Annotated in this window: 27 protein-coding genes and 1 pseudogene; 13 read left to right on the top strand and 15 right to left on the bottom strand. The window is 44.0% G+C overall.

Going from position 1 to position 26,648, the window contains the following annotated elements:
- Positions 1 to 91: 91 nt before the first annotated feature.
- A pseudogene (locus tag NI455_RS13735) lies at positions 92 to 586 on the top strand (acyltransferase family protein); the annotation flags it as partial.
- Positions 587 to 617: 31 nt separating this feature from the next.
- Here NI455_RS13735 and NI455_RS13730 read toward each other — a convergent pair.
- Positions 618 to 1,307 (bottom strand): YggS family pyridoxal phosphate-dependent enzyme, encoded by a 690-nt coding sequence (locus NI455_RS13730; protein ID WP_253114678.1) that lies wholly within the window; start codon positions 1,305 to 1,307, stop codon positions 618 to 620.
- 123 nt (positions 1,308 to 1,430) lie between these two features.
- On the opposite strand from NI455_RS13730, the gene NI455_RS13725 reads away from it, so the two are divergent.
- Positions 1,431 to 2,468, top strand: a complete 1,038-nt coding sequence (locus NI455_RS13725) for a type IV pilus twitching motility protein PilT (RefSeq protein WP_253114674.1) — start codon at positions 1,431 to 1,433, stop codon at positions 2,466 to 2,468.
- A gap of 30 nt (positions 2,469 to 2,498) precedes the next feature.
- Positions 2,499 to 3,620, top strand: coding sequence for a PilT/PilU family type 4a pilus ATPase (locus NI455_RS13720; protein ID WP_004279277.1), 1,122 nt, complete (start codon positions 2,499 to 2,501; stop codon positions 3,618 to 3,620).
- 69 nt (positions 3,621 to 3,689) lie between these two features.
- On the opposite strand, the gene fur is transcribed toward NI455_RS13720, so the two are convergent.
- On the bottom strand, positions 3,690 to 4,127 hold the full coding sequence (fur, locus tag NI455_RS13715) for a ferric iron uptake transcriptional regulator (protein WP_004646136.1): 438 nt from the start codon (positions 4,125 to 4,127) through the stop codon (positions 3,690 to 3,692).
- Positions 4,128 to 4,239: 112 nt separating this feature from the next.
- Here fur and NI455_RS13710 point away from each other — a divergent pair, with 112 nt between their 5' ends.
- Positions 4,240 to 4,638 (top strand): outer membrane protein assembly factor BamE, encoded by a 399-nt coding sequence (locus NI455_RS13710; RefSeq protein ID WP_253114672.1) that lies wholly within the window; start codon positions 4,240 to 4,242, stop codon positions 4,636 to 4,638.
- A 100-nt stretch (positions 4,639 to 4,738) separates the two neighbouring features.
- Here the strand turns inward: NI455_RS13710 and NI455_RS13705 are convergent, their stop codons facing one another.
- The 9 genes from NI455_RS13705 to NI455_RS13665 all read right to left on the bottom strand — a co-directional run bounded on the left by NI455_RS13705 (position 4,739) and on the right by NI455_RS13665 (position 14,057).
- On the bottom strand, positions 4,739 to 5,071 hold the full coding sequence (locus NI455_RS13705; protein WP_168386754.1) for an RnfH family protein: 333 nt from the start codon (positions 5,069 to 5,071) through the stop codon (positions 4,739 to 4,741).
- Positions 5,071 to 6,150 (bottom strand): hypothetical protein, encoded by a 1,080-nt coding sequence (locus tag NI455_RS13700; protein ID WP_253114670.1) that lies wholly within the window; start codon positions 6,148 to 6,150, stop codon positions 5,071 to 5,073. The genes NI455_RS13705 and NI455_RS13700 overlap by 1 nt, the downstream gene beginning before the upstream one ends.
- A gap of 143 nt (positions 6,151 to 6,293) precedes the next feature.
- On the bottom strand, positions 6,294 to 6,749 hold the full coding sequence (locus NI455_RS13695; RefSeq protein WP_005247102.1) for a bacteriohemerythrin: 456 nt from the start codon (positions 6,747 to 6,749) through the stop codon (positions 6,294 to 6,296).
- Between the two features lie 274 nt (positions 6,750 to 7,023).
- A complete protein-coding gene (locus tag NI455_RS13690) occupies positions 7,024 to 7,872 on the bottom strand; it encodes a class II glutamine amidotransferase (RefSeq protein ID WP_004730575.1) in 849 nt (282 codons plus the stop codon).
- A 131-nt stretch (positions 7,873 to 8,003) separates the two neighbouring features.
- Positions 8,004 to 8,912, bottom strand: a complete 909-nt coding sequence (gene argB, locus NI455_RS13685) for an acetylglutamate kinase (RefSeq protein WP_004279270.1) — start codon at positions 8,910 to 8,912, stop codon at positions 8,004 to 8,006.
- Between the two features lie 10 nt (positions 8,913 to 8,922).
- Positions 8,923 to 10,341, bottom strand: coding sequence for a phosphomannomutase/phosphoglucomutase (locus NI455_RS13680; protein ID WP_253114669.1), 1,419 nt, complete (start codon positions 10,339 to 10,341; stop codon positions 8,923 to 8,925).
- 386 nt (positions 10,342 to 10,727) lie between these two features.
- The gene (gene dut / locus NI455_RS13675) at positions 10,728 to 11,180 is read right to left on the bottom strand and encodes a dUTP diphosphatase (RefSeq protein ID WP_004646127.1); all 453 of its coding nucleotides are present in this window, start codon (positions 11,178 to 11,180) and stop codon (positions 10,728 to 10,730) included.
- A gap of 47 nt (positions 11,181 to 11,227) precedes the next feature.
- Positions 11,228 to 13,267 (bottom strand): UvrD-helicase domain-containing protein, encoded by a 2,040-nt coding sequence (locus NI455_RS13670; protein WP_005104798.1) that lies wholly within the window; start codon positions 13,265 to 13,267, stop codon positions 11,228 to 11,230.
- Positions 13,268 to 13,403: 136 nt separating this feature from the next.
- Complete coding sequence (locus tag NI455_RS13665; RefSeq protein WP_253114667.1) at positions 13,404 to 14,057, bottom strand: YiaD family glycine zipper/OmpA-like lipoprotein; 654 nt, start codon at positions 14,055 to 14,057, stop codon at positions 13,404 to 13,406.
- Positions 14,058 to 14,309: 252 nt separating this feature from the next.
- Here NI455_RS13665 and yihG point away from each other — a divergent pair, with 252 nt between their 5' ends.
- The 6 genes from yihG to NI455_RS13635 all read left to right on the top strand — a co-directional run bounded on the left by yihG (position 14,310) and on the right by NI455_RS13635 (position 18,832).
- The gene (gene yihG / locus NI455_RS13660) at positions 14,310 to 15,251 is read left to right on the top strand and encodes a 1-acylglycerol-3-phosphate O-acyltransferase, YihG family (protein WP_253114665.1); all 942 of its coding nucleotides are present in this window, start codon (positions 14,310 to 14,312) and stop codon (positions 15,249 to 15,251) included.
- A 2-nt stretch (positions 15,252 to 15,253) separates the two neighbouring features.
- On the top strand, positions 15,254 to 16,318 hold the full coding sequence (locus tag NI455_RS13655) for a preprotein translocase subunit SecA (RefSeq protein WP_253114663.1): 1,065 nt from the start codon (positions 15,254 to 15,256) through the stop codon (positions 16,316 to 16,318).
- A gap of 159 nt (positions 16,319 to 16,477) precedes the next feature.
- On the top strand, positions 16,478 to 17,194 hold the full coding sequence (gene minC / locus NI455_RS13650; RefSeq protein WP_253114660.1) for a septum site-determining protein MinC: 717 nt from the start codon (positions 16,478 to 16,480) through the stop codon (positions 17,192 to 17,194).
- Between the two features lie 66 nt (positions 17,195 to 17,260).
- Complete coding sequence (minD, locus tag NI455_RS13645) at positions 17,261 to 18,073, top strand: septum site-determining protein MinD (protein WP_004646120.1); 813 nt, start codon at positions 17,261 to 17,263, stop codon at positions 18,071 to 18,073.
- 2 nt (positions 18,074 to 18,075) lie between these two features.
- The gene (minE, locus tag NI455_RS13640) at positions 18,076 to 18,348 is read left to right on the top strand and encodes a cell division topological specificity factor MinE (RefSeq protein ID WP_005104804.1); all 273 of its coding nucleotides are present in this window, start codon (positions 18,076 to 18,078) and stop codon (positions 18,346 to 18,348) included.
- 196 nt (positions 18,349 to 18,544) lie between these two features.
- Positions 18,545 to 18,832, top strand: a complete 288-nt coding sequence (locus NI455_RS13635) for a PA4642 family protein (protein ID WP_153567141.1) — start codon at positions 18,545 to 18,547, stop codon at positions 18,830 to 18,832.
- Between the two features lie 62 nt (positions 18,833 to 18,894).
- On the opposite strand, the gene NI455_RS13630 is transcribed toward NI455_RS13635, so the two are convergent.
- Entirely contained in the window at positions 18,895 to 21,954 is a 3,060-nt protein-coding gene (locus NI455_RS13630; RefSeq protein WP_253114658.1) for a DNA translocase FtsK, read from the bottom strand.
- 249 nt (positions 21,955 to 22,203) lie between these two features.
- Between NI455_RS13630 and trxB the strand changes: the two genes are divergently transcribed.
- From trxB to NI455_RS13615, 3 genes are all read left to right on the top strand, one after another.
- A complete protein-coding gene (gene trxB, locus NI455_RS13625) occupies positions 22,204 to 23,166 on the top strand; it encodes a thioredoxin-disulfide reductase (RefSeq protein ID WP_004646117.1) in 963 nt (320 codons plus the stop codon).
- Between the two features lie 92 nt (positions 23,167 to 23,258).
- Complete coding sequence (gene aat, locus NI455_RS13620) at positions 23,259 to 23,990, top strand: leucyl/phenylalanyl-tRNA--protein transferase (protein ID WP_004730596.1); 732 nt, start codon at positions 23,259 to 23,261, stop codon at positions 23,988 to 23,990.
- 21 nt (positions 23,991 to 24,011) lie between these two features.
- Positions 24,012 to 24,827, top strand: a complete 816-nt coding sequence (locus NI455_RS13615; protein WP_222110510.1) for an arginyltransferase — start codon at positions 24,012 to 24,014, stop codon at positions 24,825 to 24,827.
- Between the two features lie 12 nt (positions 24,828 to 24,839).
- Here NI455_RS13615 and rimI read toward each other — a convergent pair whose 3' ends face one another.
- From rimI to NI455_RS13600, 3 genes are all read right to left on the bottom strand, one after another.
- Positions 24,840 to 25,301: a ribosomal protein S18-alanine N-acetyltransferase gene (rimI, locus tag NI455_RS13610; RefSeq protein WP_253114656.1), complete on the bottom strand. Its 462-nt coding sequence runs from the start codon at positions 25,299 to 25,301 to the stop codon at positions 24,840 to 24,842.
- 105 nt (positions 25,302 to 25,406) lie between these two features.
- On the bottom strand, positions 25,407 to 26,288 hold the full coding sequence (locus NI455_RS13605; RefSeq protein ID WP_253114654.1) for a metal-dependent hydrolase: 882 nt from the start codon (positions 26,286 to 26,288) through the stop codon (positions 25,407 to 25,409).
- A 223-nt stretch (positions 26,289 to 26,511) separates the two neighbouring features.
- A partial coding sequence (locus tag NI455_RS13600; protein WP_079279704.1) for an EF-Tu C-terminal domain-related protein occupies positions 26,512 to 26,648 on the bottom strand: 137 nt, incomplete at its 5' end.

The raw sequence follows: 26,648 nt of genomic DNA, 5'->3' as shown, positions 1-26,648 counted from the left end.
GAAAAAAGAAGAGTTTAAGGAAATTTTGGCAATTTTAAGAAAGCAGAATCCTGATAGGATAAGGGTTCTGTGAAATTTGTCGTGTACAGAGCAGTTTTTTATTTATTTTCTGGTCTGGCTCACTGCCTTTGCCTGTTCATTTCGATATATCCAGCTACGTTTTTTAAACCGCTTACAATCGGTCAAACTAGCCCTATTCGGCTTGGCATTTCTAATTGCCTGTTTTGATGCTTACCAGTTTCAGGTGATTGATGAGGCCCAGCAATACAGTGCTGCGAATTTTGCCCCTTTTAATTTCTGTGTGGGTTTGGCCTTTAGCTGCTGGCTGGTACAGCTCCAGCATCAACGTAGTCACTACCATCCGGTCTGGGTTCAATCCGCAGACTTTTCCTATACCTTGTATGTGACCCATTTCCCCTTACTTTTATTTATTTTGGGCTGTATTCCGGCAACTTTGGCCTATGGTCTGGGCGGAGCAGTTTTAGCCTTGCTTGCGAGCATGTGCAGCTTAATAGTTTTTGCCTGGTTAATGGCCAAATGGCTCGAACCAGCCAGAAAAAAAGCGTTATCCAATACCCTGCGATAACACTTTGCTGCAAAAAACTGACATTAGTAGTTTATACATCTTTTTTAGGCCGTGCGCCAAACAAGGCCGTACCAACACGAACCATGGTAGAACCCGCAGCAATCGCGTCGGTCATATCCGCAGACATGCCCATACTTAAAGTATCCCAATCTTCAGGATGTGCATGCTGAACTTTGACTGCATCAAATAAAACTTTGGCATCAGCAAAGGCTTGAGGATTATTCGGTGCTGGAATCACCATCAAACCACGTAAACGCACATTTGGCAGTTGGCTGATCTGTACGACCAAATCTGCAACCTCATCTGGACAGCAACCATCTTTGGTATCCTGACCATCAATATTCACCTGAATACAGATATTCAGTGCAGGCTGATCATCTCCACGTTGATTTGATAAACGCTCGGCGATAATCAGACGATCCACCCCATGCACCCAAGCAAAATTTTCTGCCAGATGCTTGGTTTTGTTACGCTGCACATGTCCAATAAAATGCCATTCAATGTCCAGCTCTTTCAGTGCCGTGATTTTTTCCAGTGCTTCCTGCAAATAGTTTTCACCAAAAGCACGTTGCCCTGCCTGATACATATCTGCCAGCACGCTACTCGGCTGGGTCTTGGAAACGGCAAGCAGTTGCACCGCATCTGCTTCGCGGCCGGCCTGAATACAGGCAGTTTCAATTTGCACTAAGACCTGATTTCGTGACTGTTGCAACATATTCATTGATGGGGTTCTCATTTCATTCATCTTTTTTTCCCTTGCCCATGAACTAAGTGTTGGTTAAGCTGTGGGAAAGCCTTATTATTCTATCAAAATAATTAACATTTTAATGAACTCGGGGACCTTATGGATATCACAGAATTGTTGGCATTTTCTGCTAAAAATGGTGCGTCGGATTTACACTTGTCTGCGGGCTTACCGCCAATGATTCGTGTCGATGGGGAAGTTCGTCGCATCAACCTGCCAGCATTAGAACACAAAGAAGTGCATAAACTCGTTTATGACATCATGAACGATAAACAGCACCGTGATTTTGAAGAAAATCTGGAAACTGACTTTTCTTTTGAAGTGCCTGGCGTGGCACGTTTCCGTGTCAACGCATTTAACCAGAACCGCGGTGCCGGTGCGGTATTCCGTACCATTCCCTCTAAAGTACTGACCCTTGAAGATCTGGGCATGGGACAGATTTTTAAAGATATCTGTGAATATCCACGTGGTCTGGTACTAGTCACAGGTCCAACCGGTTCGGGTAAATCAACTACCTTGGCGGCGATGCTGGATTATATTAATGACAACCGCTATGACCATATTCTGACCGTCGAAGATCCGATCGAATTTGTGCATCAGTCCAAGAAATGTCTGATTAACCAGCGTGAAGTGCATCGTGATACGCATGGCTTTAATGAAGCATTGCGTTCGGCACTGCGTGAAGACCCGGATATTATTCTGGTCGGTGAGATGCGTGACCTTGAAACCATTCGTCTGGCATTAACTGCCGCAGAAACCGGTCACTTAGTATTTGGTACGCTGCATACCACCTCAGCGGCCAAAACCATTGACCGTGTGATCGACGTATTCCCTGCCGAAGAAAAAGACATGGTACGCGCCATGTTATCTGAATCCCTACAAGCCGTAGTTTCACAGGCTCTACTGAAGAAAAATGGCGGTGGGCGTGTCGCAGCGCATGAAATAATGATCGGTATTCCGGCGATCCGTAACCTGATCCGTGAAAACAAAGTCGCACAAATGTACTCGGCAATCCAGACCGGTGCCAACTATGGCATGACCACACTGGACCAGACTCTGAAAACACTGGTATCCAAAGGTTTGATCAGCCCGCAAGTTGCACGTACTGCAGCCAAACAGCCAGAAGCATTTTTATAAAAAAATTGAATTGTATTGGGGTTTATATACATGGATTTTAACGGCTTACTCGATTATATGGTGGAGAAAAAAGCATCGGATCTGTTCATTACTGCCGATGTCGAACCGTCCATCAAGATTAATGGGCAGATTTTACCAATTGGTTCGGTAAAATTACCCGGTGCGGCAGTAGGACAACTGCTCCATTCCATCATGACCGAAAAACAGCGTAAAGAATTTGCTGACAGTCGTGAATGTAACTTTGCCATCAGCACGCCGGATAAAAGTGCCCGCTTCCGTGTCAGTGCCTTTCAGCAACGCGATCAACCGGGGATGGTTTTGCGTCGGATTGAAACCGTCATTCCGACCATGGATGAACTCAAGTTACCGCCCATTTTAAAAGAACTGGCGATGACCAAACGTGGCATCATTATTTTTGTCGGGGCAACCGGTACTGGTAAATCAACCTCGCTGGCGTCTTTGGTCGGTTATCGTAATGAAAATTCCAAAGGTCATATCATTACCATTGAAGATCCGATCGAATTTATTCACCAGCATAAGGGCTGTATTATCACCCAGCGTGAAGTCGGCATTGATACGGATTCATTTGAAATTGCCCTGAAAAACACCTTGCGTCAGGCACCGGATGTGATTCTAATTGGTGAGATCCGTTCCCGTGAAACCATGGACTATGCGATTGCCTTTGCCGAAACCGGACATCTGGTGTTTGCTACCCTGCACGCCAACAACGCCAACCAGGCGATTGACCGGATTATCCATTTCTTCGAAGCAGACCGGCATAACCAGCTGTTTATGGACCTATCCCTGAACATGAAAGCCATTGTGGCACAGCAACTGATTCCAACCATCGATGGCAATGGTCGCCGCGCTGCGATTGAGATTCTAATTAACTCGCCACTGATTGCCGACTTGATTCGTAAAGGTGATGTGCATGAGATTAAGGATCTGATGAAGCGTTCCCGTGAACTGGGCATGCAGACCTTCGATCAGGCGCTGTATGATCTGTATAAAGCCAAACAGATCAGCTATAAAGATGCACTGAAACATGCGGATTCACCCAACGACCTGCGTTTGCAAATCAAACTGTCAGAAGAAGGTGGCAGCCATTTATTGCGTGCACATTCCAATATCACCTTTGACGGTCAGTCCTGATCAGATTGAGCGCATAAAAAAACAGGCTTCCCATGAAGCCTGTTTTTTTTGTTTGAACCAGCGCTCAAATTATTTTTTACGGAACACTTCCTGACATGCAGTCGCATCACAATAGCCATACAGATTCAGTGAGTGACCGGTTAATTCAAAACCAAATTTTTCAGCAACGTCATGCTGCTCTTTTTCAATCGTGTCATTAATAAATTCAACAACTTTGCTGCAATTTAAACATACCAGGTGATCGTGGTGATCTTCCTGCATAATTTCAAAAACTGAATGATTATTTTCAAAATTATGACGTTCGATGATGCCCGCTGCTTCAAATTGCGTTAACACACGATACACAGTTGCTAAACCTACATCTTCGCCCTGATCGAGTAAAGTCTTGTAAATATCTTCCGCACTTAAATGATGTTGTTTTGAATTTTCTAGTAATTCTAATATTTTAATTCGTGGAAGGGTAACTTTCAGTCCAGCTTTTCGTAAATCTTGGTTTGAAATAGTCATGTAAAAAGGTCTCTCAACAAAATCAAAGTTGGAATATGCAACAAAGTTTAGATGCAGTATGATCTATCCTTGGATCAAATGCATCATAATTAATTTGGGATAGTTTAGCAAAATGCAAAAAATCATGTTGACGTTATTCGTCACTTCATTGCTCGTCGGCTGTTCGACATTAGGTGTTTATAAAGTAGATATTCCACAAGGAACCCCTTTAACCCAAGCACAAGTCGCTAAAATTCAGGTGGGAATGAGCCATCAACAGGTGCGTTTCTTACTGGGCAGTCCAACAGTAAGCGATCCACTGAATCCTTTACGTTGGGACTACATCTATAACTATACCCCAGGAACCTACGCTAAAAAAGCCAAGATCCCGGCAGCCCAAGGCCAGCATTTGAAAATCTACTTTAACCAGTCTGGTATCGTGGAACGTGTTGAAGGTCTGGAGACGATTCCAGAATCTCAACCCGGCTTACCAGGATCAAAAGAAGCAATTTTAAATGCTCCTCCACTATAGTCGGTTTCTCATGAAAAAGCCCCTGAATCATCAGGGGCTTTTTTGATTAAGCTGATTGATTGAGCAGATCATTGAGGCTACTGCTCATTCAAGCCGCTTTCTATTCGGAAGACGGTTTCAGCTTTCTTAAAAGATTGCCTCTGGCATAACGACCCACCGGATTTTTCTCGGCGCGTTTACGTCGGATGTCTTTAGGATTGATGGTCAGTGATCGGTAAATTTCCACCCTGTCACCTGCTGCCAGTGGCTGCTGCTGATCTTGCAAGCGCATGCCAAAGATGCCCAAAGATAATGGTTCAGGCAAGTCGACCTGCTCACGGATTCCACTCTGCTCAATCGCATCCAGTGCCGTCATGCCGGGCTGAAATGGCACGGCTAGATGAAATTGTTTTTCTGACGTCGCATACGCTACCCAGATCATCGCCTCACTCATCAGACGAATTGTCCTAAGACAGCAATGATTGCCAGAATAATCCCGACCGGCAACACCACACGTACTGCAATACGCCAGATGTTATAAAACGCTTCAGAGCTAAAATTCATTGATTTACGCAAATGACTGATCTTCATGATCCAGCCAGCAAACAGTGCATAGATCAAACAAATCAATAGGCCCCAGACTAACAAGACCACATTGAAAATTGGGCTTAGATTTGGAATAGCCCAGATCAGTGTAACCGCCGCCACAATCGCCCATTGAATCGCAGGATGAAGCTGGCGTTGCTGTAATTGTTCACGTGCCATTTGCAGAATTAATGCGGCAGCTGCCACCATTGCTGCGACCAGAGTAAATGCAGGAATTTGTGCTTGTACGGCAAAGAAAGCAAATACAATGACAGCAACGAGCTGCGCAATCCAGATCGGCAATACCGTCTTGCTGGCGACATCCTGTTGTTGTACAGCGCTCAGGCTAGATTGCCAGTACAAGCCCATGCCCAGACCACTTGCCACCAGTGCCAATACCGTGGCATTGCCCCATTCCGAGAACTCGACTGGCGTGATTTGCCATGCAGGTAGCACCGTTCCCATCACATTGGCTAGAACCAGAGACGCCAGTACGCCAATCGTTGTAAAAGCTAATAAAATTTGACGCGGCAGCAGTGACAAGACCAGCGCAGCAATTGCCAATCCGATCAACAAAAGGTTCGGTGCAAGATCAAGTGCAACAACCGCCAGAACATTGCTGGCATTGTTCAACATAGCACCTGCCAAAAACGGAATAAAAATCACACTTAACCAGCCGACAATACGCCATTTCTGTGACGCATCCGCTTCACGGGTCAGCGTCGAAAGCGCCTGTAATGGCGTTGTTTTAGAGCGCTTGGCCAAAGCAATTTCCAAGTAGCAGACTGGAAGTGCCAGAATCAGCATGGAGGCCAACCAGAGCATCCAGAAATCCATCTGACGATCAATCTGTATACCGGTTATCGGTGCGAGCGTCGCGATGATAATAAACGATAAACAGAAAGCCATCAGCGGCGATAACCATTTTGACATAGCATTGTCCTGCATGATGCATTCCTATAAAAATCTAGCGCTATTTTGCCTTGTGAAGCGGTGAAAATCAAAAACAAAAAGCAAACCACCATGACAGTGATTTGCTGCGCAAAAATTATAATTAGATTTTAATTTTTGTTATCTCGTTACGTCTTTTATTATGAGAAGAAACGAGCGAACCAGTTTTTACCTGTTTTCTTTTCTTTTTCCTTGATGATCCCCATCATATTTTCTTTTACGGCACCGACATAATCGGCGTCATCGTGCTGAATATGGTTAATCAGCCATTTCGATAATACTTCGTGCAGCTCTGATTCAATGGACTGTCCCAGTTCAAAACGGTCACGATAAGACTCGATTTTTTTAATAAACAGGTCATGCACACGTTTATGCGGCACCCGATATTTATAGCCGGCTTCTTCCTGAAGAGATTCCTCAAAGGTGAAATGCGACTGGGTATAATCAATAATATTGTCGAGAATCTGTTTAATACGGGCACGCTCGGTATTGGCATCAATTCCATCAATTTCGTTGATATAATCGAGAATTCGTTTGTGCTGATCGTCAATCACATCGATACCAGTATTATAATCTGGAACCCATTTCATTTTCATTACGACCACCTATAAATATTAAGGACTTATAACGTGAAAATGAGCATATAGCGTATTGATTCAAATAAAAATGAAGCAAATTAGTCGGCTTTCCGCCTAAATCCGGCTTTTTCATTTTAAGTTTCTGTTATATATAATTAAAAATAATTTATCCTGAGTAAAAGGCTAAGATATTAATTAACCAAAAACTGTAATAAACCTTTATTTATTCTTAGATTTTTTCCTATTTAAAAATATAAAAAAACGGAGTTTAAACTCCGTCTTTGATCGCGTTTTAATATTGATCAGCTCGCGTGACGCGTTTTAAGGAAGGATCAAGACGTTCACGTTCCAGACGTTCAACATGTGTCAACTGAGAACGTACTTTCGCCCCATGCTGAAACAGGATCATTTCACCGGGCTGGAAGGCAGTCCATTCTTCATTCTGGGTCAATGGTTCAGTGGTAATCACTGCGACGCGATCTTCAGGGGTCGTGACCTGACTAAAGTCCACTTCGACATCAATATCAATCAGCTGAGCCGGTCTAAACGGGTATTCACGTACCAGCCAGTGGAGTTTAGTAATCGCATAGCTAAACAGGGCCTGACCATTCGACAGGCAGAAATTAAAGGTGCCATGCTCCGCGATTGCAGGTGAAATTTCAGCTAGAAGATCGAAAACCTGATCCAGTTTCGGCTCATGATAGCCAAAGCGTTTCACCAGTTGATCCAGCAGGTAACAGAAGGCACGCTCACTGTCGGTATTTCCGACTGGGGTAAAGCGCCCTGACAGTTCAGGAAAATAATCATATAAATCGCCATTATGGGCAAAAATCCATTGCCGCCCCCAAAGTTCACGGCTAAAAGGATGCGAGTTTTCCAGATTAATTTTGCCTTGGGTCGCTTTACGGATATGGGCAATCACATTGCGTGATTTGATTGGATAATTACGTACCAGCTCGGCAATCGGTGATTCAATCGCGGACTGGTTATCGACGAACAGACGGCAGGCTTTATCTTCAAAGAAAGCAATCCCGAAACCATCCGCATGATCAGAGGTAATGCCCGCCCGCTGGGAAAACCCGCGAAAAGAAAAAGTAATATCCGTCGGGGTGGCACAATTCATTCCGAGCAGTTGGCACATGGTCTGGTTTCAGCTCTCTATTTACTTAGAAGCTTATTGTGCATGACTGTTCCTGTCATTTCAAATATCTGGGTTTGATAAATCCAAATAAAAAAGAGCCTCTATTGAGACTCTTTTTCGCAAAAATTGGCTTAAGAACGATGCGGATTGGCACGATTGGTAATGAGGGTGCCCACACCATGATCAGTGAAAATTTCCAGCAAGCTGGCATGTGGTACACGACCATCCACGATATGTGCACTCACGACACCGCCTTTTACCGCATCCAGCGCACAACCGACCTTTGGAATCATGCCGCCATAGATCACGCCAGTTTCGATCAGACGATCGACTTCCTGAGTGGTCAAACCAGTCAACAGGTTTTTATTTTCATCCAGCACGCCTGTGATATTGGTGAGCAAAATCAGTTTTTCTGCACCTAAGGCTTCAGCGACTTTACCAGCGACCAGATCGGCATTGATATTATAGGTATTGCCTTCTTCATCGACACCTAACGGGGCAATGACTGGAATAAAGTCACTATTGGTGAACATTTCCAGAACATCGGTTTTTACGCCAACGACTTCACCGACCAGACCCAGATCAATTTGCTCAACTGAACCATCTTCAGCCACTTTTTCCATCAGCAGTTTTTGTGCACGAATCAGGTTGCCGTCTTTACCGGTAAGACCAATGGCACGACCACCATGCTGGTTGATCAGGTTCACGATAGATTTATTGACGCTACCACCAAGTACCATCTCGACCACTTCCATGGTCGCAGGATCAGTCACGCGCATGCCGTCAATACGGTCAGATTCACGCCCCAGCTGTTTCAGCATGGAATCGACTTGCGGGCCACCGCCATGCACCACGATCGGATTAATACCGACGGTTTTTAATAATACGATATCACGTGCAAATGAACTTTCCAGCTCAGGATCGGTCATCGCATTACCGCCGTATTTTACCACCAGGGTTTTACCCGCAAAGCGTTGAATATACGGCAAAGCTTCTGTCAAAATCTGTGCTTTGTCGATGCCTGTTTGTTGATTTGGCATTCGCCTCTCCTTATTGAGCATCTAAAATGTCTTGAGCGATCTCTGGATAACGGTCACGCAACATGGCTACAAACAGATGACGAATTTCATTTAGACCTTGGGCATTATTGGCATCAAAGCGCACTGTGAAATACTCACCTGTATTGGATGCTCGAATGATGCCAAAACCATCCTCAAAATCAAGACGTATCCCATCAATTTTACTGATTTGCGCATTAATTCTTGCGGATTGTTGTTCAACGAAGTTTAAAAGCTCAACAGGACGTACTTGACGCGTTGAAATATAAAGATCTTCAGTACCATGTCGTTTTGGATATGCCGCCAAGGCCTGCGCCAAACTTAGACCAGTTTGATCCAGATATTCCATGACTCTGAGCGCTGCATAGAGTCCATCATCATAGCCCCAACCGCGACCATCATTAAAGACATAATGTCCGGCATATTCCCCACCAAAAATCGCCTGATGCTGAGACTGGTTCAGATAAGTTCTGAGAAATGAACTGCCGGTACGAATCATCACCGGCTCTCCACCTAAACGTTGCACCGTATCACGAACTAAGGTTGAACATTTCACATCATAAACAAATTGGCATGGCGCTGAATCATTGAGACAAATTTCAGCAAACAGGCACAATAACTGATCGGCTGTGATAATCTGACCCTGTTCATCAACCAGAACCAGGCGATCGCCATCACCGTCCAGGGCAATACCGAGATCAGCCTGCTGTTGCATGACGGTTTGACGTAAAGTCTCAAGATGTTTGTCTTGCGAAGGATCCGGCGCATGATCCGGAAAATGTCCATTCGCCTCACAACGTAAAGCAATCACTTCACAGCCCATTTTTCTGAGTACCAAGTCAGCACAACGTCCGGCTGAGCCATGCAGACCATCCAGAATCACTTTAAATGAGCGCTTTAATTGAATATCTTCTAATATTCCCTGCTGATACTGCAGGCAAAACTCTGGAATAATCTGATGCGGCAGTTCAGCTAAAGTAATTAGCTGGCTATCGCAATGTGACTTTGCCAGTTGGGCCACCTGTTGAATCATCTCAGGACAAGGTGGTTCACCATCAATAATCCATTTAATACCATTATCTTCTTTAGGATTATGACTGGCAGTGACCATAATGCCATTGCCATCAAACTGGCGTGCGGTGAAATATAGCATTGGGCTGGAACAACAACCTACAATAGTGGCTTCCAGCGAATAATCTTTAAAAATACGGGCAATCGTGTCGGCAAAAGCCGGACTACTGATGCGTGCATCATAACCAATGGCGACACGTGTCTGTCCCGCAGTCTGATACTGCTGGGCTAAACCGTGGGCAATTGCATCAATGATCCCGGCACCTAATAGACTGACTTTACCGCGTATGTCATAGGCACGAAAGATATGCATGGGGAATGGATGATTCATAGATCCCATAAAACTGTCTTTTCACTATTCGTTAAAATAAGGAGATTTAAAATGATGATTTCATCATAATGACTTTAAACATTTGTTTTTGTTTTAAGACCTGCTATTTTTAAACGATTTCAATGTAACAATCAATTATAAAAATATAATCTACAACTTTAGAATTATAAGGTTCTTGTAATTAAATAATGATTATTTAATTATATTTATTTTGAGTTTCATCTGATTAGATATTTGATCACTACATCAATTTTAGATTTAAAGAACTCTATTTGGCCAGAAAATAAGGTTTTATTTTTTAAATATATTTCAACCCACTCATTTTTTTTAATATTTAATCTAATCAACTAAAAATGGCTTACATCCAGTTAATGAATGTAAACCATGATTAAAACTTAGTTTTTACCCGTATGACCAAAACCGCCAGCACCGCGTTCAGTCGCTTCGAATTCATTCACCAGATCGAATTCAGCTTGTACCACAGGAACCAACACATACTGCGCCAAACGTTCACCTGGCTCTAAGCTGAATGCCGTCTGACTACGGTTCCAAACGGATACCATCAATTCACCCTGATAATCAGAATCAATTAAACCTACCAGGTTACCCAACACGATCCCATGTTTATGGCCCAAACCCGAACGTGGCAAGATCAGACCAGCAAATGCAGGATCTTCAATATAGATTGCTAAACCAGTTTTTACCAAAACCGTTTGGCCTGGTTCAATGATTGTGGTTTCTGCAACACACGCACGCAAATCCAGCCCCGCTGAACCTGTCGTAGCATAAGTCGGTAATGGCCATTCCTGACCAAGACGCGAGTCAAGGACTTTCACCTGAACTTTCATGTATTCATTCCTGTTGTTTCATTTAAAATAAGTGACAGCGCTGCACCTTATCGTTTGATGAGGTTACGCAAATTATCAAGATAATGTTGGGCTTGTAATTTCGGATCGATGTTGCTTGCCAGCTTTTTCTTACGACCTAACCATTCCAGCTCATCTTCTGGTAATTCATCCAGGAAACGGCTTGGGGTCATTTGCTTCATCTGCCCGCCCGCCTTGCGCTGTTCTGCCAAAGTAATGGTCAAGCCCTGACGTGCACGGGTAATCCCCACATACATCAGACGGCGTTCCTCTTCGACCGTTTCTGCAGCGATCGAGTTTTTATGTGGCAGAATTTCTTCTTCCAGCCCGATCAGATAGACATAAGGAAATTCCAGACCTTTAGACGCATGCAAAGTCAATAAATTGACTTTATCGGTGTCCTCTTCTTCCTGCTGCTGCTCGAGCATGTCCAGCAGCACCATTTTACGAATCACACTTTCAATATTTTTTTCATCAACATCTTCAGCGCGGTTAATCAGGCTTTGAATGCTGCTATAGAGCACTTCGATATTGTCGAGCTTGGTCTTTTCCTGCGCTGGTGTGGCTGCAGTTTCCTTGATGTAATCGATATAACCGGCTTCAATCATCATCTGGCGGATAATTGGCACTGGTTCATCATCATCCAGTAAATTGCGGGTAAAACCCTCAATAAAATCGGCAAACTCAGCCAATTGAGTCGTGGCCTTTTTCGGAATCGCCATGGTCAGACGCTGATCCGCAGCCGCAGCCAGAAGCGACAGATTATTTTCCTGAGCAAATAGACCGAGCTTTTCCAGCGTTACCGGACCAATTGCCCGTTTTGGCGTATTGATAATTCGTAAAAATGCACTGTCATCTTCAGGGTTAATGATCAAGCGTAAATAGCTCATCATGTCCTTGATTTCGGCACGTGCGAAGAAGGACTGTCCGCCAGATAATTTATACGGAATCTGCATCTGGCGCAGATGGGTTTCTAAAATACGCGCCTGGAAATTGCCGCGGTACAACACCGCATAATCTTTCCAGCTTTTACCGTTCATCAATTTATGCGTGATCAGGTCTTTAACCACGCGTTCTGCTTCATCATCATCATTGCGGCAGGTAATCACACGGATCACTTCACCATGGCCTTTGTCCGACCAGAGTTTTTTATCAAAAATATGCGGATTATTACCAATCACGGTGTTGGCTGCTTTGAGAATACGACTGGTCGAACGATAATTCTGTTCCAGTTTGATCACTTTCAGATTAGGAAAATCCTGCTGCAACAAAGCCATATTTTCCGGTTTAGCCCCACGCCAGGCATAAATCGACTGATCATCATCGCCTACGGCGGTGAACTGTCCCATCACACCAACCAGTAATTTCACCAGAATATACTGTGCTGTGTTGGTATCCTGATATTCATCCACCAGCAAATAACGTACCCGGTTTTGCCATTTGTCACGAACTTCGGCATTTTCCTGCAGCAAGCGCGTTGGCATCACAATCAGGTCATCAAAATCCACGGCGTTATAGGCACGCAAATTACGTTCATATAATTGATATAAATGCGCAAACTGCACATCTTCGGCAGTTTCACAGGTAGTATGTGCCTGCTCGGGTGGAATCAGATCATTTTTCCAGTCCGAGATCATTTTCATGGCTTTGGCAATCAGTTCTTTGCTTTCTGCACCGGATAAATTGTCACGCTGCATCAGATCCATCAGAATGCGTTTACAGTCGTCAGCATCCAGAATCGAGAAATTATTTTTCAGTGGGGTATGTTTCAACTCCAGGCGCAGCATATTCAGGCCAAAAGTATGGAAGGTCGAAACTGAAACGCCTTTACTTTCTTCACGCGTCAACAATTTGCTGACACGCTCTTTCATCTCACGTGCTGCTTTGTTGGTAAAGGTCATTGCGGTAATACGATGTGCGGGAATCCCGCAATGCTTGACTAAATACGCGATTTTTCGCGTGATTACTGAAGTCTTGCCTGAACCCGCTCCTGCAAGTACTAACAAGGGTCCTTGAGTGTATTTCATGGCTTCAAGTTGCTTGTCATTTAACTGACTGGCGAGTGACATATGGCTTCCTCTTCTAGATTCGGCTCCGATTATAGTCATCTCTGCCCCAGTTGCCTAATTTAAAATACGATTAATCAGGTCAATGTTCAGATATAAAAAAACCACCCGAAGGTGGTTTTTCTTAAGCGTTCAAGAATTATTGAACTGCATATACCGCGATTTCTACACGACGGTTTTGCTCTTTACCTGCAGCAGTTGTATTGTCTGCAATTGGGTTCGCTGAACCTAAACCTTGAGCATTAATACGTGTACGTGAAACACCTTGGCCAGCCAAGTAAGTCGCTACAGAGTTTGCGCGTGCTTGAGACAATGGCAAGTTAATTGAATCATTACCCGTGCTGTCTGTATAACCAGTTACAAGAATACCGCTCTTGTTATCTTCAGTTAATACTTGCGCTACTTTGTTCAAAGTGCCATAAAAGTTTGGTTTGATATTTGATTTGTTGGTGTCAAATGTAATGCTGCCCGGCATCACAAGGTTAATCGAACCATCTGCATTACGGTTAACGTCTACGCCCGTACCCGCTGTTGCTTGACGTAATTTTTTCTCTTTATTATCAAGATAAATACCTGCTGCACCACCAACAACAGCACCAATTGCTGCTGCACGGTTATTTTGACGGCTGGTATTCGCATTGCCTTTAGAAACACCGTAACCTGCTGCAGCACCAATTAAAGTACCTAGAGCAGCTTTATCATATTCCACACCACCGATGTTATTACCAGTTGATTGACAACCTGTAAGTGCTACGGCCCCTGCTACAGCTGCTGAAATGACTAGTGCACGCATCGCATGACTCCTTGTTGTATGCTTTGTTGTTAAGCGAGATAATGATTTAAATTGAATGGTGTAACCATTGAATTTTTGTTAATAATAAATCGTTTAGTAATATTTTGTAATGTTTATATGTAACTAAAACCAAGTAGTTCGTCACAATATCTTCATAGTTTCCTGTTTAGGCTTTTTTATTTGCCTAACTGTCTCTATATTACTCAAAATATGAAAAAATTTAAGTGATTAATCTCTGGGGACTGTTTGGATATGTCATCGAATAGCAACAAGCAACCGACTTTAAAAAAACTGGCGCGTGGCCTGACGGTCACATCCGTCATGACGGGCAGTACTTTTTTTCATGGTCCCCCGGTGCTGGCCTTGGGTTTAACCAAACTTTTTAAAAAATCCGCAAAAGTGGATGAAACCAATATCAAGATTACCAACAGCTGGTTAGGGGTCAATAATTGGCTGATTGAGCATGTGCTGAAAAACACGCAATGGCAAATCAGTGTAGATGAATCACTGGATTTGAATATGCAGGGACGTTATTTGATGACCTGTAATCATCAAAGCTGGGTCGATACTACTGTCAATCAGTACTTCGGTCTGACCCGTATGCCCCTGACGCGCTTCTTTACTAAATGGGAACTTATTTTTATTCCTTTTGTCGGTCAGGCTTTTAAAATCTTAGGCTTCCCGATGATGAAACGGCATAGCAAGGAACAGATTGCCAAAAACCCTGCGTTGAAATATCGGGATATGGAAGAAGCACGCAAATCTTGTGAACAGCTGATCAGTCAGCCTTTTACCCTGTTAAATTATCTGGAAGGCACGCGCTTTACCCAGGAAAAGCATGATCAGCAGCAGTCTCCTTATACTCATTTATTAAAACCTAAAGCCGGTGGTTTGGCATTGGCGCTCAGTATTCTCGGCGATAAAATTGATGCGCTGGTCGACATGACCATTGTTTATCCTGACGGTATTCCGGGCTATGGCGAATTTTGGTTAGGTGAAGTGCCACGTATTGCGGTAAATTTAAGAAAAATTGATATTCCTGACTGGGTACTAGGCGGCAATTACGAAGGTGATGCTGAATATCGTGCACGTTTTCAAAAATGGATTGATCAAATCTGGACTGAAAAAGATCAGCTCATCGCACAAATGCAGCAGAACTTTGCCCAAGCCCCGGTCGGATCTGTAACCGAGTAATTATGAAGAACGACAACCCGGACATTACGTCCAGCTCATTTAAATTTGTTCGTAAAGGAACCTGGGGCTGGAAAATTGCACTGATTTACGACATTTTCATGATGGTTTTAATCATCATCAATCTGTTCTGTCTCAGTGCCAACGCCATTTTAATGAGCGATTTTGGTCAGTGGTTGTTTGACTTAATTCGTTTACCCGAAGTGTTGCAGTTTTATAAAAGTGATTTACGCCCTTGGGTCATTATTACCGAGGGCTGGTTTACCACCTTCTTGGTCTGTGAATTACTGGCACGCTGGGTCATCGCGATTGTTCTGCGTCATCATCGACGCTGGTGGTTCTTCCCTTTTGTGCACTGGTATGAAATTTTATCCATTATCCCTCAACTACGTTTCCTACGCCTGCTGCGTGCGGTCGCGATTGGCTACAACCTGCATAGCCATGGTTATAAAGTAATTCCTAACCGCTGGTATCGCCAAGGTAACTTTTATTACAACATGCTGATGGAAGAGCTTTCTAGCCGGGTGGTACTGACCGTACTGGACGGTATTAAGCGTGAACTGACCACGAGCACATCACATAAACAGTTAATTGATGATTTGGTGGAACATCACCGTAAATTACTGGCGATTGCCTTGGCAGATATCTTGCAGGAATCTTTAGGCAAGGAATTACAGGCACAACGTTCCATGATCGCTAAAAATGTAGGGCAAGTAGTGAATCAGGCGATTGAAGATACTCCAGAACTAACCCAATTATTACGTTTGATTCCAATTGTTGGCAGCCGGATTGAACAGCAAATTCAAAGTATTGGTCAACGTTTGGGCGAAAATATCACGCAAGGACTGATTGAACCATTTACCCACACAGGTCAAAAAGAAAATCCGACTTTTACCCTAATTTCAGATAAAATCAGCCAGATTCAGATTGAACATAATCCACATATTGATAAATTGGTCGAATCGGCTGTTTTTGAAACACTTGAAGCAATCCGGAAACAGGTGAAAGTCAAACAATGGCAACAGATTTTAGAAGAACATGAGCAAAATCAGAGCTCAATAGATAAGTAAAGTTTAAAGTACAGAATCAGATCAATCCGTCCGGTTCTGTTCGCATAAAAAAATAACTGAGATCGCTAGAGAATTACTGCAATTTGTTCTAGGATTTGCACTATTTACAACATTGCTTCGACACAAAACCAGCACGTCAGAAGTATTTAAGGAAGAATTATGGCTGATATACGGATAAAAGGCAGAATGGTCAATGCGATACGCATTAGTCTAGATACCAATGATCATGATGCCATCCGCCAGCAACTTAGCCCAAAATTACAAGCTGCATTTCCACCGGGCACTTTGGCCGTCATCGAAAGTTCAGTTGAACAGGAATTGATTGCCCTGATTCAGTTATTAATTGATCTGGAAGTACAACCCATGGCGGTTACTGAAGGTCTACTGGGCGATCAGGCACGTGCCATTCAGTTCCCGGTACTCCCCCCTGACCGTCAGCTTGAAGAAATTAAAGCCACCAAAGAACAGGTCGTGGAAGTTAAACCGGAAGCGGCAGTTGTTGCCAGTGATCATCCGGTCGCTGCAGCTCCGGTCGTTGCCCATGTGACTTCATATCATGATGAGATTTTGCGCACCGGCCAATGTATTGTGCAACATAATGGCGACATTATTCTGAATGCCGGTCTTAACAGTGGTTCAGAAATCATTGCATCGGGCAATATTCATGTCTATGGCAGTGCCCGTGGTCGCCTGATTGCAGGCGCTGGCGGCAATACTGCTGCACGTATTTTCTGCCATAGCCTTGAATCAGAACTGATTTCGATTGCAGGAACCTATTGTGTAGCGGATGACATTCCACCACATGTGGTTAAAAAATCCGTGCATATTTACTTGAATGATCAACTAGAGCTTGTATTTGAAGCTCTACAATTTTAATGTATAAATAAACACCAAAAACCCCATTTTAAACAGGGGATTTGAACCATAACAGGAGTGGATTCGGTGGCGAAAATTGTTGTCGTAACATCAGGCAAAGGTGGTGTAGGTAAAACTACAACAAGTGCATCTTTTGCAACAGGTTTAGCCCTACGTGGTCACAAAACTGTTGTTATTGATTTTGATGTAGGTTTACGTAACCTTGATTTGATTATGGGCTGTGAACGCCGTGTAGTTTATGATTTTGTGAATGTTTTAAATAACGAAGCACGATTACAACAAGCACTGATTCGCGATAAAGATATTGAGAATTTATATATTTTACCTGCTTCCCAAACACGTGATAAAGATGCCTTAACCGATGAGGGTGTAGCACGTGTAATGGATGAGCTTTCGCAGGAATTTGACTATATTATTTGTGATTCACCTGCCGGTATCGAGCGTGGTGCCATTCTGGCCATGTACCATGCGGATGAAGCGATCATTGTGACCAACCCTGAAATTTCTTCAGTCCGTGACTCTGACCGTATCATTGGTATGCTCGATAGCAAAACAAAAAAAGTAGAACAAAACGAAGGTCGCATCCGTAAGCATCTGTGTATTACCCGTTTCAATCCGGAACGTGCCGATAAACAGGAAATGCTGACGATTGACGATATTTCTAAGGATATTTTACGTGTACCGACCCTAGGTGTTATTCCTGAGTGTCCAAGCGTTTTACAAGCATCAAACGAAGGTAAGCCAGTGATTCTTTTCACTGAGGCTTCAGCGGGTCAGGCTTATGATGACCTGGTGGCGCGTTTCCTTGGTGAAGAGCGTCCTTACCGTCATATTGAGGTAAAACCTAAGGGCTGGTTAGCACGACTATTTGGAGCGTAGACATGGCAGGATTCTGGAGTAAACTTTTTAGTGGTGAGGAGAAGCCATCAAGCGCACGGACTGCTAAAGACCGTTTGAAGGTGATCGTTGCATCCGAACAAGGCTTGGGTCGTCGCTTGAGCCAGGACAAAATTGACCAGATGAAGACTGAAATCATGCAGGTGGTCAATCGTTATGTTCGCGGTGTCGATGAACAACATATTCAAATGCAGGTTCGTTCTGAAGCCAATATTGAAATGCTTGAAATGAATATCAATTTACCTGAAGAACGATAATCTGATTTTTGATTGGTCAAGTAAATTGATTCAAGGCAAAATATGAGAGTGGTAGAAATAGTAGTTTAGTTATATTCCGCCCACTTGAAGCATAGCTTCAAGTCTTGCGACTAGGCAAAGCAGTGCTTTGCTAATCTAGTCTCATATTTTGCCTTTTTTCATGCCGAAAAAACTACATTAGATCAAGGAAATTGCGATGGCATTATCCCAACCAGCGACCTTTAACGAAGAATGGTCAGATGAGCGTGTATTTGCCTACTTGAATCAGCTTCCTCCTGCAGGCGTTAATGCTGATTTTCACGTGCTCTATCATGCTTTCAAGCATATGCGTCCATTTGATTATGAACGCCTTTTGACGAAATTTGTCGCTGATGGCCGTGATGTCAATGCAACTAATCCGGAAGGACAACGGATTCATGACGTGATTGCCACCTACCCACGTCAAAGTGCCGAGTTTCTGGATGTATTGGCAAAATTTGCCTGAGTCAAAAATACATAAAAAAGCCTGCTTTGAAAGCAGGCTTTTTTATTGTAGGTAGACTGAAATTAAACCAGAATCTCGCGTTTGCCGTTGGCGCCCATGCCGCTGACAATGCCGTTTTCTTCCATCTGGTCAATGATCCGCGCAGCACGGTTGTAGCCCAGACTGAATTTACGCTGTAAGGATGAAGTGGAAGCCTTACGGGTTTCTAGTACAAATGCCACACACTGGTCATATAACGCATCGCGATCTGATCCACCGTCGCCACCATCTTCAAAACCACGACTCGATGGTTCTTCATCAAATGGTGTCAGGATCTCGTCGACATAATTTGGTGAACCACGTTCACGCCATGCATCACAGATCCGGTTGACTTCGTCATCAGCAATAAACGCACCATGCACACGTTCAGGTTCAATTTTACCCGGGCCGAGGAATAGCATGTCACCATGACCAAGTAAATCTTCTGCACCGCCGGCATCCAGAATGGTACGCGAATCGATCTTGGAGTTAACCCGTAATGCGACACGTGTCGGAATATTGGCTTTAATCAAGCCTGTGATTACATCAACCGATGGTCGCTGAGTTGCTAATAGTAAGTGAATACCGGCAGCACGTGATTTTTGTGCCAGACGGGTAATCATCTCTTCAGCTTTCTTACCGACCTGCATGATCATATCCGCGAACTCATCCGCGACAATCACAATGGAAGGCAATGGCGTCAAACGCGGCGCACGTTCACCCACAACAGAATCGCTGGCTTTCCAGGTTGGATCGATCAGGTCTTCACCATTGGCAATCGCCTCTTCCACCTTGCGGTTATAGTCGCTTAGTTTACGGATTTTCAAGAAAGACATCAGCTTATAACGACGTTCCATCTCATTGACACACCAGTTCAATGCGCTGACCGCATCTTTCATATCGGTGACTACAGGCGTCAACAAATGCGGAATATCATTATAGTTCGCCAGTTCCAGCTGCTTCGGATCGATCAGAATTAAACGCAATTCATCTGGGGTATATTTCAGCAACATCGATAAAATCATCGAGTTCACCGCCACCGATTTACCTGAACCCGTGGTCCCTGCCACCAGCATATGCGGTGCTTTACCCAGATCAGCAATCACCGGATTACCGGAAATATCCTTACCCATTGCCATGGAGAGGATGCTATTCGGATCAGTGAAAGCTGGAATAGTTAAAAGTTCAATTAAACGGACCATTTCACGGGTACTGTTCGGTACTTCAATTCCAATATACGGCTTGCCCGGAATGACCTCAACCACACGCACTGATGCCATCGACATCGAACGTGCCAGATCACGCGAAATATTCGTCACTTTAGAGGCTTTTACCCCTGGCGCCAGATCCAGTTCAAAACGTGTTACGACTGGGCCTGGCTGTGCTTCTACCACCTTGGCTTTGACATTAAATTCTTGCAACTTGATTTCAAGAAGTTCAGATAAACGTGCCAGCTGCTCTTCGGTAAAATTCACTTTTTTATTCGGATCGACTTCATCCAGTAAATCCAGACCTGGAAGCGGCGATAAATCTTTACGGCGCTCAACCACCTGCATGGCACGTGACATCGGACGGCCTGAAGCATCAGTTAAAGGCGCATCAAAATCAAACTCGTCTTCATCCTGTGGCTTGCCAGCCGTTTCTTGCCAGGCTTCTACAAATTCTTCTTTAGATAAAGCTTCGCGTACTGCTGCATGAGTTGCAGAAGGAGGAGATACTGGTTGCTCTATACCCTGATGCTGAATTGGTGCCTGTACAAATGCAGAAGATTGGGCATAGCTTGATGCACGTACTGGTGGGCTTGGCTCATCTTCTTCAATCAGCAAATCACCCAGGTCATCCAGATCGGCCTGTAATGCGCTATTTTTCACGACATGTGCAGTCGCCATAGATGCCATCACAGGTGCAACATTGGTCATGTCTTCCACAATTCTTACTGTCTTTTCTGCTGATGCTGTATTGAATGGACTATGCACATCGGTCGCAGTTTTACCTTGCGGAACTGCAGCCAGAAGTTCATCAAAGATTTCATCATCATCCCAGTCCAGGCCTGTATGTGAAGTCGATGCGGTTCTGGTATGAGCATGAGTCTGTGCTGCAACAGATTGTGGAGCAGCTATATGTGAGACTGGAGAATCAAGCTGTTCTTCTTCAGCTGCTTTGAGTAAGGCATCAATATCCTGTTTATGCCGCTGATCTTCATTTGAATGTAAGGCACGCCATACCTCGCCTGTGGCTACCACACGATCCGGCTGTTGAGGCACTTGCTGTACTTGCTTAAATGTCTCGACTGGCTCAGCAGCCTGCTGCTCAGCTTCAGAAATATCATCAAAAAACTGCGGTTGTTGTGATTCTTTATCGGCAAAATCATCAAATAAGCGCTCAGCTATCTGATCACGCACCACTGGATCTATTTCTACCAGGTGATGCTCAGGCGCGGGCGTGACTGCAACCGCTACTTTTTTGGCACTAATGACTGGCTCTTTTTTGGCGACAGGTGCAGTCCGGTCAAAATCAGACATGCCTTCAGGCACATTGCGGTAGAACAGGTCTTGTAAATAAGCAGGCGTTGCTTTGAGGCTGCTCCAGGTCTTGTTCCACTTCACCCCAAAAGCCAAGGTAAATAACACCACCCAAAGCACCAGCAGGAAGAATGCTGCACCATAGACTGTCAGCAGTTGTTCCAGACTCTGACCTAATTCATAGCCAATAATACCGCCGGAAGAATTATCCAGCGTATCGGCAGGGACTTGCCAGAATAAAAACAACAGCGCTGAGGTGGTCAGCAACAGGAAGAATTGCGCCGCATAGCGAAATGGCCGGTTCAGGAAGCTACGCGGCCACCAGACCTGAATCGCTTCCATAAACAGATAGACAGGGATCAGCAGACTTGCCCAACCGAGAAAGCCAAACAAAAGGTCTGCAATCCAGGCACCCGCTACCCCACTGGCATTCGAAACGGTCTGCGTATCACTGGAGATATGCATCCACCCCGGATCAAATGGCGTATAGGTCACTGTTGCAAGAAACAGATAAATCCCAAATGAGACTAAAAATAATGTCATTACTAAGCGCTGTGCATAGGCACTCGACACCGCTGTCATATACTGTCCTGTAACCAATTCTTCATGAATATTCTTTTGCTTCAATGCTTGAAAAAAGCGACGCAATAAAATACATATTATGCACCTGTTCTGTGAAAAAAGATGCACTATTGTGCAAGCACAATGTTACTTATGCTATATAGCCCAAATCGATTTCAATGATCAATAATATCGACTTTAATCTCACACCACTGTTATACAGTTTCACGTATAATTCAATAAATTTCTAAATAAAAAAGGATACAGCTGATGAGCGCACGTCACTCACGACTGATTATTTTAGGTTCTGGCCCTGCAGGCTATAGCGCAGCAGTATATGCAGCGCGTGCAAACTTGAAACCTACCCTGATTGCAGGCTTGCAACTGGGCGGTCAGCTAACCACGACGACTGACGTCGACAACTGGCCAGGTGATCCTGAAGGCTTAACCGGTCCAGCATTGATGGAACGCATGCAGGCACATGCAGAGCGTTTTGGCACTGAAATCGTGTATGACCATATCAATGAAGTGGATCTTAGCCAGCGCCCGTTCGTGTTAAAAGGCGATATGGAAGAATTCACCTGTGATGCCCTGATCATCTGTACCGGTGCAACTGCACAATACCTCGGTCTGGAATCTGAAGCAGCCTATATGGGTCAAGGTGTCAGTGCTTGCGCAACCTGTGATGGTTTCTTCTATAAAAACCAGAAAGTGATGGTTGTAGGGGGCGGTAATACCGCTGTTGAAGAAGCATTGTACTTATCCAATATCGCTTCGCATGTGACTCTGGTTCATCGCCGTGATTCATTACGTTCTGAAAAAATCTTGCAAGATCATTTATTTGCTAAAGAAAAAGAAGGCAAGATCAGCATTATCTGGAACCATCAGGTCGATGAAGTACTCGGTGATGCACAATCTGGCGTAACTTCAGTTCGTCTTAAATCAACTCAAGATGATTCTACTCAAAACGTTGATGTGACAGGTATGTTTGTGGCGATTGGTCACAAGCCAAATAGCACCATGTTTGAAGGTCAGTTGGAGCTTCGTGACGGCTATATCCAGGTGCAAAGCGGTACTGCAGGTAATGCAACACAAACTTCCGTACCGGGTGTATTTGCAGCCGGTGACATTGCGGACAGCATTTACCGTCAAGCCATTACTTCTGCGGGTTCAGGCTGTATGGCTGCGCTTGATGCGGAAAAATATCTTGATGCGATGGGCAAACTAGACTAAGCAGCAAGAATAAAAAAGCCGTCCATTATGGGCGGCTTTTTTATTGCTAGAATGAGATGATGATTTATCTATAGATTTATGTCGGGTCTGCCATGTCTTTACTTCCTCCCTCAGAATTCATTTTTCCCAATCCGGTCGAGGTTGATCCTGAAGGTGAAGGATTGATTTGTATTGGTGCCGACCTCTCCCCTTCTACACTTTATGAAGCCTATACACATGGATTATTTCCATGGTTTTCAGAAGGTGATCCGATTTGCTGGTGGAGTCCGGAACCACGCTGCATTATTCGCCCCGAAGATTATCATCCAAGCAAATCCCTGCTACGCAATATGAAAAAGCAGGACTATAAAATTACGGTCAATCATGCTTTTGAAAGAGTGATTCGTTCCTGCTCCCTACCCCGTGCTTATGCAGACGATACCTGGATCAGTGAAGATATTATCGCAGGCTATTGCGACATGTTCGACGCAGGATATGGCTATAGCATTGAGGTCTGGGATGAAGATCGCGTCGTCGGTGGACTTTATGGTGTGACAATTGGTCAAGGCTGTTTTGGTGAATCTATGTTTAGTACGCAAACCGATGTTTCTAAAATGGCTTTCTATACTTTAATGCTAATTGGACAGGAAAATAAACTACCCTGGATCGACTGCCAACTGGTCAATGATCATCTGTTAAGCCTGGGTGCCTGTACACTTTCTCGCCAGACCTATCTTAATTCGTTACAAGATATTGTAAAAAAGCCTGCGATTGATTGGAAAAAGTATCAGGAAGGTGTATTTTCAAGTAAAACAATAGCGCAAAACGCGCGCTTAAGTGAATGAAAATAACAGAGGGTAGTTGTTATGAACTCTTATCAGCCCAAGGCCCTACTGAACGATTTACAGTATTATATTACGCCGCCGCATGATTGTAGCTATTTGCCCAACAAGTCGGCGCGCATGGTTTTTCTGGATCCTGCACATCGTATTGATGTAGTCACTTTATCGGAACTGTCACGTACCGGTTTCCGCCGCAGTGGTGATTTCGTGTATCGTCCCGAATGTCATCTGTGCCGTCAATGCCTATCTTCGCGTGTGCCTGTCGCTGAATTCCGCATGAACAGTTCACAAAAAAAAGCATGGAAACGGAATCAGGATCTGGTGATGAAAATTACCAGTCCAGAGCATGCCGGTGATCTACATTATGTGCTGTATGAACGCTATATTAATGAACGCCACGCAGATGGCGACATGTTTCCACCGACTCGGGATCAGTTCGAAAAATTTTTATTGCAAAGCTGCACCGACAGCTTCTTTCTAGAATTATGGCAAGGTGAGCGTCTAATCAGTGTTTCAACCTGCGATCTGCTGGATGATGGCATCTCTGCCGTCTATACCTTCTTTGATCCGGATGAAAATCGTCGTTCACTCGGTGCTTTTGCAATCCTGAAACAGATTGAACATGCACAAAAGCTGGGCTTGCAATTTATCTATCTGGGTTATTGGGTGCCGCATTCTAGCAAAATGAATTACAAATCTCAGTATCTGCCACTGGAACTCTTGATCGATGGACAATGGCGACGCTTAAATCATGCCCTGAGTGCCACGGAGATTCAGCACTTGGGAAACTCATTAATGACGACCTTACCCAGCGGATGGAATCACCAGATTATTAAATAAGGTCGTCAGCTTTTATGATTTAAACAGACTTGCAAAATCATCCGTACATGCTTTCACCATAATGATGGCATGTTCACGACTTCCGTTGGCATTTGGATAATAGTTCTTGCGCAGATCAATCTGATGAAAGCCTGATTTTTCATATAGCTTGATCGCAGCCTGATTACTCTCGCGTACTTCCAGAAAAATCTGTACCGGATTATTTTTTAGCATCGCCACTGAAGCCTCCAGCAACTGATAGCCCAAGCCCTGACCTTGCTGTGCCGGATCAATTGCCATGAGCAATAAATTGGCTTCATCCAGCACTGGTTGTAAAATACAAAATCCGGCCACCTGCCCTTGCACTTCAAACACGGTACTTTGATAAGCCGTTACAGCATCTTCGAACTGTTTTAAAGTCCAGGGATGTGATTGAACTGATTTTTCAATCTTTGCAACGGCTTCTACATCCGCTGCTTGCATTAAACGAATCATCTTCGTTCATCTTATATAGAATCAACCTCCGCATTATAGAAACTTCATCCAAAAAATCGAGCAAAAAAAAGAGCGATTTTAGTCGCTCTCCAATCTTCAGTTCTGTCACAAACCCAATTTAGCTTTCCAAGTCGCCAACAGTTGATCTGTATGATGATTATTCGGATGGAATCCCGGTTTAAAATACATCAGCATTTCTTTCGCCATACCCGTAATGACACCTTTAGAAGGACTATAGGCATAGGTATAAATGGCTTTTAAGGACTCAAGATTAAACTGCTGATCCTGTTTAAGCAAACGGACGAAGAAATAGCTTTGCACCACAAATAAGGTTGCCATTGCGATGACCAAGGATGAAGTACGCAGTGCATAGGCTTTTAGGCCTTGGCCAAAAACCCCTTCGAAGACATCATATGCAACTGCCTTATGTTCATTTTCCTCGATGGCATGCCATAACCACATGGTTTTCATGGTTTCATCTGTCATCAATTCCTGAATGTGGCTATTGGTCAAAAGCTGTGAGGCAATGGTTGCAGTGAAATGCTCAAGTGCCGTGGTTGCAGTCAAATCTACCATTTCTTGGCTAATTCCCACAGGCTTACCCAGTTTAGCCATGACTTTACGTGTCGTTTGAATGACTTTATCGGTATAACGATCAAGTGTCTCGACATCATGCCCATATTTTTGCGCAGATGCATTAAAGCCGATATGCTCGTGAGTATGCATCGCTTCCTGACCAATAAAAGCGGAAATTTCTTTTTGTAATGCTTCATTATTGACAATTGCAGGATGTTTACGCACCGCACGGACTGAATCTATAAAAAACTTTTCACCTGCTGGAAATAGCGCAGATAATGCCGTCATAAAATGAGTAAGACCTGCTGAACCATTCATCCAATATTCCGGCACAGCATCAAAATCAAAGTTCATGCGACGAACTGGAAAACTAGCACCCGCACGATTGGTAATATTTACTTTCGCATTCATGTGACCACTCCCATCAGGCCAATCCAGACCCGAAAATGTAATATTCATATTCTTATCTGTATATTACGTGGTAATTTTTTTTACATAAGTGCAGTTTAGGTCAAGCCGATATCAGATAAGGACAGCTTTTAAAATCATTGTCAGACAATTTATTTTTAGTTTTATAAAAGTTTGAATCAAAAAAAAGCGCCTCAAAGAGGCGCTTTTCTTACACAATCAGCGATTATGCAGTTACTTTAGCAACTACACCAGCACCAACTGTACGACCACCTTCACGGATCGCAAAACGTAGACCTGGGTCCATTGCGATCGGGTGGATTAGCTCTACTGACATCTCAACGTTGTCACCAGGCATAACCA

It is taken from the genome of Acinetobacter lwoffii, assembly GCF_024129435.1.
GTDB classification, from domain to species: Bacteria; Pseudomonadota; Gammaproteobacteria; order Pseudomonadales; family Moraxellaceae; genus Acinetobacter; species Acinetobacter lwoffii_F.
Note: the sequence above shows the minus strand (reverse complement) of the source record. Positions and strands in the feature narration are given on the sequence as shown.

What these genes read in the sequence shown, in the direction of transcription:
- NI455_RS13725 (WP_253114674.1), top strand. Translation starts at nt 1,431, where the DNA reads ATGGATATCACAGAATTGTTGGCATTTTCTGCTAAAAATGGTGCGTCG.
- minC (WP_253114660.1), top strand. Translation starts at nt 16,478, where the DNA reads ATGGCTGATATACGGATAAAAGGCAGAATGGTCAATGCGATACGCATT.
- NI455_RS13720 (WP_004279277.1), top strand. Translation starts at nt 2,499, where the DNA reads ATGGATTTTAACGGCTTACTCGATTATATGGTGGAGAAAAAAGCATCG.
- NI455_RS13680 (WP_253114669.1), bottom strand. Translation starts at nt 10,341, where the DNA reads ATGGGATCTATGAATCATCCATTCCCCATGCATATCTTTCGTGCCTAT.
- NI455_RS13605 (WP_253114654.1), bottom strand. Translation starts at nt 26,288, where the DNA reads ATGAATGCGAAAGTAAATATTACCAATCGTGCGGGTGCTAGTTTTCCA.
- minE (WP_005104804.1), top strand. Translation starts at nt 18,076, where the DNA reads ATGGCAGGATTCTGGAGTAAACTTTTTAGTGGTGAGGAGAAGCCATCA.
- NI455_RS13670 (WP_005104798.1), bottom strand. Translation starts at nt 13,267, where the DNA reads ATGTCACTCGCCAGTCAGTTAAATGACAAGCAACTTGAAGCCATGAAA.
- trxB (WP_004646117.1), top strand. Translation starts at nt 22,204, where the DNA reads ATGAGCGCACGTCACTCACGACTGATTATTTTAGGTTCTGGCCCTGCA.
- NI455_RS13665 (WP_253114667.1), bottom strand. Translation starts at nt 14,057, where the DNA reads ATGCGTGCACTAGTCATTTCAGCAGCTGTAGCAGGGGCCGTAGCACTT.
- NI455_RS13630 (WP_253114658.1), bottom strand. Translation starts at nt 21,954, where the DNA reads ATGACAGCGGTGTCGAGTGCCTATGCACAGCGCTTAGTAATGACATTA.
- NI455_RS13700 (WP_253114670.1), bottom strand. Translation starts at nt 6,150, where the DNA reads ATGCAGGACAATGCTATGTCAAAATGGTTATCGCCGCTGATGGCTTTC.
- NI455_RS13705 (WP_168386754.1), bottom strand. Translation starts at nt 5,071, where the DNA reads ATGAGTGAGGCGATGATCTGGGTAGCGTATGCGACGTCAGAAAAACAA.
- dut (WP_004646127.1), bottom strand. Translation starts at nt 11,180, where the DNA reads ATGAAAGTTCAGGTGAAAGTCCTTGACTCGCGTCTTGGTCAGGAATGG.
- yihG (WP_253114665.1), top strand. Translation starts at nt 14,310, where the DNA reads ATGTCATCGAATAGCAACAAGCAACCGACTTTAAAAAAACTGGCGCGT.
- fur (WP_004646136.1), bottom strand. Translation starts at nt 4,127, where the DNA reads ATGACTATTTCAAACCAAGATTTACGAAAAGCTGGACTGAAAGTTACC.
- NI455_RS13730 (WP_253114678.1), bottom strand. Translation starts at nt 1,307, where the DNA reads ATGAATATGTTGCAACAGTCACGAAATCAGGTCTTAGTGCAAATTGAA.
- NI455_RS13655 (WP_253114663.1), top strand. Translation starts at nt 15,254, where the DNA reads ATGAAGAACGACAACCCGGACATTACGTCCAGCTCATTTAAATTTGTT.
- NI455_RS13690 (WP_004730575.1), bottom strand. Translation starts at nt 7,872, where the DNA reads ATGTGCCAACTGCTCGGAATGAATTGTGCCACCCCGACGGATATTACT.
- argB (WP_004279270.1), bottom strand. Translation starts at nt 8,912, where the DNA reads ATGCCAAATCAACAAACAGGCATCGACAAAGCACAGATTTTGACAGAA.
- NI455_RS13615 (WP_222110510.1), top strand. Translation starts at nt 24,012, where the DNA reads ATGAACTCTTATCAGCCCAAGGCCCTACTGAACGATTTACAGTATTAT.
- aat (WP_004730596.1), top strand. Translation starts at nt 23,259, where the DNA reads ATGTCTTTACTTCCTCCCTCAGAATTCATTTTTCCCAATCCGGTCGAG.
- NI455_RS13695 (WP_005247102.1), bottom strand. Translation starts at nt 6,749, where the DNA reads ATGAAAATGAAATGGGTTCCAGATTATAATACTGGTATCGATGTGATT.
- NI455_RS13635 (WP_153567141.1), top strand. Translation starts at nt 18,545, where the DNA reads ATGGCATTATCCCAACCAGCGACCTTTAACGAAGAATGGTCAGATGAG.
- NI455_RS13710 (WP_253114672.1), top strand. Translation starts at nt 4,240, where the DNA reads ATGCAAAAAATCATGTTGACGTTATTCGTCACTTCATTGCTCGTCGGC.
- rimI (WP_253114656.1), bottom strand. Translation starts at nt 25,301, where the DNA reads ATGATTCGTTTAATGCAAGCAGCGGATGTAGAAGCCGTTGCAAAGATT.